This window comes from Mesorhizobium sp. WSM4310 (genome assembly GCF_007003935.1).
GTDB lineage: Bacteria > Pseudomonadota > Alphaproteobacteria > Rhizobiales > Rhizobiaceae > Mesorhizobium.
This window is the reverse complement of record NZ_VFTA01000072.1, coordinates 1-9,223: the sequence shown is the minus strand read 5'-3', so window position 1 is coordinate 9,223 and position 9,223 is coordinate 1. Positions and strand designations below refer to the sequence as shown.

Below are 9,223 nucleotides of genomic sequence, written 5' to 3'. Positions count from 1 at the left end.
GATCTACACCAGCAACAAGGGTATCCTGTTCAACGCCTTGATCCTTGCCGACATCGATCGGTTCAAGGACATCAACGACCGCTACGGCCATCCTGTCGGCGACAAGATTATCCAGATCATCGCCGAGATTTTCCAAACCAGCATTCGCGGCGACATGTTCGTCGCCCGCACCGGCGGCGAGGAGTTCGCGCTGATCATCGAGGGTGCCAGCGAAGACGCCACCTACGAGATCGCCGAGCGCATTCGCGCCCTGATCGAGCAGACGCCGTTCACCAGCAGCCAGACCGGCATGAATTACGGAACCGTGACCGTCTCGATGGGCATCTGCATGGCATCCGAGGCCGAAGGCCCGGAGGACCTCTACACCAAGGCCGACCGTGCACTCTACCGTTCGAAAGTGAGCGGCCGCAACCGCGTCACCAAGCATTCGACGATGGCCGGCCGCGCCGGCAAGAGCTGGCTGCTCTACAAGAAGGATTGACCCCTTCTATCAGCTGATCGCGCTGGCAGCTGCCGAGAACACAAACGTGAGCTAAAACGAAGAAGGCGCCGGATTTCTCCAGCGCCTTTCCTTAATCGGGTCATTGGCCGGCATCAGCCGTTGACGGCCTGCTTGTGCTGCACCGGGTGGCTTTTCTTCAGGAGATCCGACACCAGGAAGGCGAGCTCGATCGCCTGGTCGGCATTGAGGCGCGGGTCGCAATGCGTGTGGTAACGGTCCTGCAATTCCTCGGCCGTGATGGCGCGCGCGCCACCCGTGCATTCGGTGACGTTCTTGCCGGTCATCTCGACATGGATGCCGCCCGGATGCGTGCCTTCGGCGCGGTGCACCTCGAAGAAGGTCTGCACCTCCTTCAGGATGCGGTCGAACGGCCGCGTCTTGTAACCGGCGGCCTCGATCGTGTTGCCATGCATGGGGTCCGACGACCAGACCACGCTGCGGCCTTCGTTCTGCACTGCGCGCACCAGCTTCGGCAGATGGTCGGCGACCTTGTCGGAGCCGAAGCGGGCGATCAGCGTCAGCCGGCCGGGCTCGTTCTCGGGGTTGAGCAGGTCGATCAGCTCCAGCAAGCCGTCAGCGGTCAGCGACGGGCCGCATTTCAGGCCGAGCGGGTTCTTGATGCCGCGGCAATACTCGACATGGGCATGATCGGGCTGGCGCGTGCGGTCGCCGATCCAGATCATGTGGCCCGACGTGGCATACCAGTCGCCGGAGGTCGAATCGACGCGGGTCAGAGCTTCCTCATAGCCAAGCAGCAGCGCTTCATGGCTGGTGTAGAAATCGGTCTCGCGCAGCGCGTAATTGGTCTCCGAGGTGATGCCGACGGCCTTCATGAAGTCCATCGTCTCGGTGATGCGGTTGGCGAGCTCACCGTATTTTTCGCCCTGCGGGCTGTCGGCAACGAAGCCGAGCATCCAGCTATGCACGTTCTCCAGGCTGGCATAGCCGCCCTGGGCGAAGGCGCGCAGAAGGTTGAGCGTCGCCGCCGACTGGCGGTACGCCATTTCCTGGCGGGCAGGATCGGGAATACGGGACTTGGCGTCGAATTCGATGCCGTTGATGATGTCGCCGCGATAGCTCGGCAGCGTCACCTCGCCCTTGGTCTCATTGTCAGACGAACGCGGCTTGGCGAACTGGCCGGCGACGCGTCCGACCTTCACCACCGGCTGTGCGCCGGCGAAGGTCAGCACGACCGACATCTGCAGGAAGACGCGGAAGAAGTCGCGGATGTTGTCGGCGCCGTGCTCGGCAAAGCTTTCGGCGCAGTCGCCGCCCTGGAGCAGGAACGCCTCACCGGCAGCGACCGCCGCGAGCTGCTTCTTGAGCTTGCGCGCCTCGCCGGCAAAGACCAGTGGCGGGTAGGTGGCGAGTTGGGCTTCGGTGTTCTTCAGCGCGGCAAGGTCCGGATAGGCAGGAACCTGCTTGATCGGCTTTGCTCTCCACGAATTCGGCGACCATTTCGTCATCGCTGCACCCAACACTCTTTCCGGCGAGCATCCTCGCCCGCCATTTCCGCCCCTATATGGGTTGGCGGCTCCATACACGAAGCCGATTTCCTATTCTAGACCGGAATTTCAGCGCTGGCGAATGGGTCGGGGGGCTACGCAGCCTTCTCAACCAGGCGCGCCAGTTGTGTCATGACCACCGCCGAGCCCGCCAGCCGTTTCTCGGCGGTCGGCCATTCGCGGGCGAAGACGACGCTGTGATCCGGGCGGATCTTGGCCAGCGAACCCTGCTCGCCGATGAACTTGACCAGGCCGACCGGGTTGGAGAACTCGCGCTTGCGGAAATGAATGACGACGCCCTTCGGCCCGGCGTCGAGCTTCTCGACATTGGCCTTGCGGCAAAGCGCCTTGATGAAGACGATTTTCAACAGATGCTTTACCTCGTCCGGCAGCGGGCCGAAACGGTCGATCAGTTCGGCGCCGAAAGCGTCGATCTCCTCGGTGTCTTCGAGGTCGCCGAGGCGGCGGTAGAGCGCCAGCCTGAGCTGCAGGTCCGGCACGTAGCTTTCGGGGATCATCACCGCCGTGCCGACGGCGATCTGCGGCGACCAGCCGCCATCCAGGACCTCGCCGGAATCCTTCACCTCGGCGACAGCCTCTTCCAGCATCTGCTGGTAGAGTTCGAAGCCGACCTCCTTGATATGGCCGGACTGCTCTTCGCCCAGGAGATTGCCGGCGCCCCTTATATCGAGATCGTGGCTGGCGAGCTGGAAGCCGGCGCCCAGCGTGTCGAGCGATTGCAGCACCTTCAGCCGGCGCTCGGCCGTATCGGTGAGCTTGCGGTTGGCCGGCAGCGTGAACAACGCATAGGCGCGCACCTTCGAGCGCCCGACCCGGCCGCGCAGCTGGTAGAGCTGCGACAGGCCGAACATGTCGGCGCGATGGATGATCAGCGTGTTGGCAGTCGGGATGTCGAGTCCGGATTCGACAATGGTGGTCGACAGAAGTACGTCGTATTGCCCGTCATAGAAGGCATTCATGATGTCGTCGAGCTCGCCCGGCGGCATCTGGCCATGGGCAACCGCCACTTTCAGTTCGGGCACGGATTCTTTCAGGAAATCATGGATTTCCGAGAGGTCGCTGATACGTGGAACGACATAGAAGGAGTGGCCGCCACGATAGCGCTCGCGCAGCAGCGTCTCGCGAATGACCAGCGGATCGAAGGGCGAGATGAAAGTGCGCACCGCCATGCGGTCGACCGGCGGCGTGGCGATCAACGACAGCTCGCGCACCCCGGTCAGTGCCAGTTGAAGCGTGCGCGGGATCGGCGTCGCCGACAGCGTCAGCACATGGACGTCGGTCTTCAGATCCTTCAGCCTTTCCTTGTGCTTGACGCCAAAGTGCTGCTCCTCGTCGATGATCAGCAGGCCGAGATTCTTGAACGAGATCGACGAACCGAGCAGCGCATGCGTGCCGACAACGATGTCGACCTGCCCCTCGGCCAAAGCCTTCTTCGTCTCCGCCAGTTCCTTGGCGCCGACCAGCCGCGAGGCCTGGGCGACGCGGATGGGAAGGCCTGAGAAACGCTGCAAGAACGTCTTGTAATGCTGGCGCGACAACAGCGTCGTCGGCACCACGACCGCGACCTGGAACCCTTCCATCGCCGCGATGAAGGCGGCGCGCAGCGCCACTTCCGTCTTGCCGAAGCCGACATCGCCGCAGATCAGCCGGTCCATCGGCTTGCCGGCGCCGAGGTCATCCCTGACGGAGTCGATGGCCGTCTGCTGGTCGTCGGTTTCCTCGTAGGGGAAACGCGCGGCGAATTCGTCATAGAGGCCTTCGGCCGGCACCAGCGCCGGCGCGGCGCGCATCTGCCGCTCGGCGGCGATGCGGATCAGCTGCCCGGCCATGTCGAGCAGGCGCCGCTTCAGCTTGGCCTTGCGCGACTGCCAGGCGCCGCCGCCGAGCTTGTCCAGCGTCGCTTCGGCCGTGTCAGAACCGTAGCGCGACAGCAGCTCGATGTTTTCCACCGGCAGGAACAATCGGTCGTCGCCGGCATAGTGGATTTCCAGGCAATCATGCGGCGCGCCGACCGCCTCGATGGTGCGCAGACCGATGAAGCGGCCAATGCCATGGTCGGCATGGACGACGATATCGCCGGCCGACAGCGCCGAAGCCTCGGCAATGAAGTCGGAGGCGCGCTTCTTGCGCTTTGAACGCCTGATCAGCCGGTCGCCCAGAATATCCTGTTCGGCAACGACGACCAGTTTTTCGGTCTCGAAGCCGGATTCGAGCGGCAGCACGGCCAATGCCGCCTGCCCCGGCTCGAGCTGTTCGGCTTCCGCCAGCGTCCCGACCTGCTTGAGATTGCCGAGGTGATGCTCGGTGAGGATCTGGCCAAGCCGGTCGAGCGAACCTTCCGTCCAGCCGGCGATGACAATACGCCGACGTGCCGCGCGCTCGTCGGCGATATGCCTGACGACGACGTCGAAGACGTTGACGTTCGGATCGGCGCGCTCCTCAACGAAACTGCGGCCATGGCGCGAGCCGGCGTGGTAGACCTTTTTCGCGCCGGCATCGGGCGCGTCGAAGGGCGTGAAGTCGATCGCTTCGCGCGGACCGAGCGAGGCGATCAGGTTTTCCGGCGAGAGATAGAGCAGATCGGGCGCAACCGGCTTGTAGGGCACCGCATCCTTCAGCGCGGCGTCGGCCTGCTTTTTGCGCGCTTCATAATGGTCGAGGATCAGCGTGTGGCGTTCGGCCAGCGCTTCATGCGCCAGATGGTCGAAAACGACAGGCGTATCCGGCAGATAGTCGAACACCGTCTCCAGCCGCTCATAGAAGAACGGCAGCCAATGCTCCATGCCGGCGAACCGCCTGCCCTCGCTGACTGCCGTGTAGAGCCCGTCGTCGCGCTGCGGCGCGCCGAACGCTTCGATATAAGAGCGGCGGAAGCGGCTGATGGTTTCAGGCGTCAGCGCCACTTCGCTCATCGCCTGCAGCGCCATCGACTTGCGCTGGCCGGTGGTGCGCTGCGTGCCGGCATCGAAGACGCGGATTGATTCCAGCGTATCGCCGAAGAAATCGAGGCGCAGCGCCTCGGTCCAACCCGGAGCAAACAGGTCGAGAATGCCGCCGCGCACCGCGAACTCGCCGATGCCGCGAACTGTCGGCACCCGCTCGAAGCCGGACGTTTCCAGCCGCGCAATCAGCACGTTCATGTCGATCTGGTTGCCAGGCCTGGCATGAAAGGTCTGTGCCTCGACCAGGTCGGCCGGCGGAACGCGCTGCAGAAGCGCATTGGCGGTGGTGAGGATGACGGCGCGATGCGGCTTCTTCGCCAGCGCGATCATCGCTGTCAGGGCATCGAGGCGCTTGGCGGCGGCATCCGAGCCGGGCGAGACGCGATCGTAGGGCAGACAGTCCCAAGCCGGCAGTTCCAGCACCGGCAGGCCGGGCGCGGCAAAGGCCAGTGCCTCGATGATAACAGGCAGGCGCTGGCCGTCACGCGCCACGAACAGCACCGGCTTGTCGGGCGCGATCTCGAGTGCGGCCTGCACCAGTGCGAACGCCTCGTACCCATCGGCGACACCATCGACGATGAATTGGCCGGCACGGCCTTTCGGCAGACCAATGGTGGGAATGAGGCTCATCAAATCACGGTCTTTGTTTGTCGCAATTCCTGTGGGAAAACCGCTTCGCACTTTTCCTGGAATTGCTGTTGTTCAGAAAGTCATGGTCCGGCGGGACGCCAGGATCTTTTGCAGGACAGGACAATCGATATCCGCCGGGATCGGGCGTTCACCGGTGATAAGCGGTAGGAATTCGGTGTCGGAAATGTCGAGGAGCCCCTCATATTGTTCGATTTCATCAGCCGTCAAGGCGCCGATCTCGGCGTCGGCGAAGGTGCCGAGGATGAGATCCATCTCGCGCATGCCGCGATGCCAGGAGCGGAACAACAGCTTGCGGCGGTGGGCGTCCAGCCCCTCGCTTGATCGTTTCGTTCCGGTCATTGTGGCGCATCCTCACTTGCTGCGGCGCATATAGCGTGGATAGAAGGGGCTGTCAGCCTTGCGCTGTAGCCGTCGCGACATAAGCTGACATCATGCGTCCTTCCATCCTCGATCCGCTGTTTGTTCCGATCACTTCGCTTGCCGGCGTCGGACCGAAGGTCGGCGCGCTGATCGAGAAGGTCGTCACCGCTGATCTTGGTGATCGCGCGGCCCGCGCCGGTGACCTTCTGTTCGTGCTGCCGCATACCGTCATCGACCGCCGCAGTCGGCCGGGCATTGCCGGTTCCGCGGAAGGCCAGATCGTGACCCTCGACGTGCGCATCGACCGCCACCAGCCGCCGCCGCGCGGCAACCGGTCGGTGCCTTACAGGGTCTACGCCCATGACGATACCGGCGAGATCGGCCTGACCTTCTTTCATGCGCACGCCGCCTATCTCGAAAAGGCAATGCCCGTGGGCGAGCATGTCGTGGTCTCGGGCCGCATGGAATGGTTCAACGGCCGCCCGACCATGGTTCACCCCGACCACATCGCGCTGGCCAGCGAAGCGGAGAACCTGCCGCTGGTCGAGCCGGTCTATCCGCTCACCGCGGGCCTCTCGGGCAAGGTGCTGCGCCGCGCGATCGGCCAGGCGCTGGCGCGACTGCCCGAATTTCCGGAGTGGCAGGACGGCGCCTTCATGCGCCGGCACACCTTTCCCAGCTTTGCCGAAGCGCTTACCCGCATCCACAATCCGGCCGATCCCATCGACGTTTCCATCGACGGCGCGGCCTGGCGGCGTCTTGCCTATGACGAGTTGCTGGCGGGCCAGGTCTCGCTGGCGCTGGTGCGGGCAAAGATCCGCCGCCTGTCCGGCCGCCCCCTGGTCGGCGACGGCCGCATCGTCGAGAAACTCCGTGCAGCCCTTCCCTATTCGCTGACCGCAAGCCAGGAATTCGCGCTGGCCGAAATCAATGCCGACCTTGCCGACCCCGAGCGCATGCTGCGGCTGCTACAGGGCGATGTCGGCTCGGGCAAGACGGTGGTCGCGCTGCTTGCCATGGCGCGCGCCGTCGAGGCCGGCGGCCAGGCGGCACTGATGGCACCGACCGAAATCCTGGCGCGCCAGCATCTGGCGACGATCGCGCCGCTCGCCGCCAAGGTCGGCCTGCGCATCGCCATCCTCACCGGCCGCGAAAAGGGCCGCGAACGCACCGAAACATTGGCCGGCCTGGCAAGCGGCGAGCTCGACATCGTCGTCGGCACCCACGCGCTGTTCCAGGAGAAGGTGACCTTCCACGATCTGGTGCTCGCCGTCATCGACGAGCAGCATCGTTTCGGCGTCCACCAGCGGCTTGCCATCACCGCCAAGGGCGACGCGCCAGACATGCTGGTGATGACCGCCACACCGATCCCACGCACGCTGGTGCTGACCGCCTTCGGCGACATGGATGTCTCCAAGCTGACGGAAAAGCCCGCCGGGCGACAGCCGATCCGCACCGTCACGCTGCCGCTGGAGCGTCTCGACGAACTGGTCGACCGCATGGAGGATGCCGTCGCCGGAGGCCGGAAAATCTACTGGATCTGCCCGCTGGTCGAGGAATCCGAAGAGATCAAGCTGATGTCGGCCGAGGATCGCTTTGCCTCGCTGAAACCGTTGTTCGGCGACCGCATCGGCCTTGTCCACGGCCGCATGAAGGGCGCCGAGAAGGACGAGGCGATGCGCGCCTTCAAGGAGGGCGAGACACGCATCCTGATCGCCACCACGGTCATCGAGGTCGGCGTCGACGTGCCCGATGCCACCGTCATGGTCATCGAGCATGCCGAGCGCTTCGGCCTTGCGCAACTGCACCAGCTGCGCGGCCGGGTTGGGCGTGGCGACAAGCCATCCTCTTGCGTGCTGCTCTACAAGGACCCGCTCGGCGAGACGGCAAAACGCCGGCTGTCGGTGATGCGCGAGACCGAGGACGGCTTTTTGATCGCCGAGGAAGACCTGAAATTGCGCGGCGAAGGCGAGCTGTTGGGCACCCGCCAGTCCGGCACACCCGGCTTCCAGGTGGCGCGCATCGAGGCGCATGCCGATCTCCTGGAGGCTGCCCGCGACGATGCAAGGCTTATCCTGTCACGCGACCCGGAGCTGCAATCCGACCGCGGCGAGGCGCTGCGCCTGCTGCTCTATTTGTTCGGCCGCGACGCGGCCGTTCGGCTCTTGCGCGCCGGGTGAGGCCCCAATGGCGGATTGGCGACGGTTCCGTTGATCGGCTCGCCATTCAGCGTCACCATCTTGCTTTTCACCTCGGGCGCCACCAGTCCGGCCGAAACAATCAGCTTGGCGCCGTCCTCGATCGTCATGTCGAGCAGCACGATGTCCGACTTCAGCACATACATCAGGAACCCGGTCGTCGGGTTCGGCGTGCAGGGCATGAACACGGCGATCAGCGGGTCGCCTTCCTGATCGAGCTTCTCATTGATCTCGGTTTCCTTCTCGCTTGCGACGAACACCAGCGACCACACGCCCTTGCGCGGATATTCGACCAGTCCGACCTGGCGGAACATGTCGCCCTTGTTCGACAGCACGGTCTCGAAGATCTGCTTCAGCGAGCCATAGATGCCGCGCACCAGCGGCATGCGGCCAAGCAGGCGCTCGCCGAAACCGACAATGGCGCGGCCGACAATGTTGGCGGTGAGGAAACCGATCAGCGTGACCAGGATCAGGGCGACGATCAGCCCGAACCCGGGGACCGGAAACGGCAGATAGGTATCGGGGCTGTAACGCGCCGGAATATAGGGCTTTACCCAGGAATCGACCCAGCCGATGAACGACCAGGCGATATAGGCGGTGATCGCCAGCGGTGCGCAGACGACGAACCCCGTGAGGAAATAGTTCCTCAGCCGGGTCATGCCTGAGGTCTTGGAAGCATCGGACATGGTTCACCGGGCGCGGGTTGCAGCGCAACATTAGTGAACCGGGACGCCGTTTGGAACTGCGAAGTTTTTAAAAGGACTCGCTCTATGACGCGGCTCTCAGTGTTCCAAACGGAAGCTGCTGCCGTTCGCGATTAGGCCGAAACATCCCTCCCTCGTCATCCTCGGGTCTGCGCAGAAGCTTTGCTCCTGCTCCGCCCGTGGATGACGAAAGAAGGGCTATCGCCAGCTGGACTTCGAATTGCTGCCCGCCAAGCAAGCAGTGACAGTGCTATTCCACCGTGACCGATTTCGCCAGATTGCGCGGCTGGTCGACGTCGGTGCCCATGAACACGGCGGCGAAATAGGCCAGCATCTGGAT

At 64.0% G+C, this 9,223-nt stretch carries 6 protein-coding genes; 2 read left to right on the top strand and 4 right to left on the bottom strand.

From position 1 onward, the window contains the following. Positions 1–481, top strand: a 481-nt coding sequence (locus tag FJV80_RS34085; RefSeq protein WP_142878477.1) for a GGDEF domain-containing protein, incomplete at its 5' end; no start/stop codon positions are given. A 113-nt stretch (positions 482–594) separates the two neighbouring features. Here the strand turns inward: FJV80_RS34085 and FJV80_RS34080 are convergent. The 3 genes from FJV80_RS34080 to FJV80_RS34070 form a co-directional block, all read right to left on the bottom strand. Next, positions 595–1,968, bottom strand: coding sequence for a 3-deoxy-7-phosphoheptulonate synthase class II (locus FJV80_RS34080; RefSeq protein WP_142878478.1), 1,374 nt, complete (start codon positions 1,966–1,968; stop codon positions 595–597). A gap of 134 nt (positions 1,969–2,102) precedes the next feature. Further along, positions 2,103–5,600 (bottom strand): transcription-repair coupling factor, encoded by a 3,498-nt coding sequence (gene mfd, locus FJV80_RS34075; protein ID WP_142878476.1) that lies wholly within the window; start codon positions 5,598–5,600, stop codon positions 2,103–2,105. Between the two features lie 72 nt (positions 5,601–5,672). Next, the gene (locus tag FJV80_RS34070) at positions 5,673–5,960 is read right to left on the bottom strand and encodes a succinate dehydrogenase assembly factor 2 (RefSeq protein WP_095775332.1); all 288 of its coding nucleotides are present in this window, start codon (positions 5,958–5,960) and stop codon (positions 5,673–5,675) included. 92 nt (positions 5,961–6,052) lie between these two features. Between FJV80_RS34070 and recG the strand changes: the two genes are divergently transcribed. Beyond that, positions 6,053–8,161, top strand: a complete 2,109-nt coding sequence (gene recG, locus FJV80_RS34065) for an ATP-dependent DNA helicase RecG (RefSeq protein ID WP_142878475.1) — start codon at positions 6,053–6,055, stop codon at positions 8,159–8,161. Here the strand turns inward: recG and FJV80_RS34060 are convergent. Continuing rightward, entirely contained in the window at positions 8,113–8,865 is a 753-nt protein-coding gene (locus FJV80_RS34060) for a DUF502 domain-containing protein (RefSeq protein WP_142878474.1), read from the bottom strand. The genes recG and FJV80_RS34060 overlap by 49 nt on opposite strands. Positions 8,866–9,223 lie beyond the last annotated feature (358 nt).

Bases quoted from the DNA above. Each gene is read 5' to 3' on its own strand.
- FJV80_RS34060 (WP_142878474.1), bottom strand. From the start codon at position 8,865: ATGTCCGATGCTTCCAAGACCTCAGGCATGACCCGGCTGAGGAACTAT.
- mfd (WP_142878476.1), bottom strand. From the start codon at position 5,600: ATGAGCCTCATTCCCACCATTGGTCTGCCGAAAGGCCGTGCCGGCCAA.
- recG (WP_142878475.1), top strand. From the start codon at position 6,053: ATGCGTCCTTCCATCCTCGATCCGCTGTTTGTTCCGATCACTTCGCTT.
- FJV80_RS34070 (WP_095775332.1), bottom strand. From the start codon at position 5,960: ATGACCGGAACGAAACGATCAAGCGAGGGGCTGGACGCCCACCGCCGC.
- FJV80_RS34080 (WP_142878478.1), bottom strand. From the start codon at position 1,968: ATGACGAAATGGTCGCCGAATTCGTGGAGAGCAAAGCCGATCAAGCAG.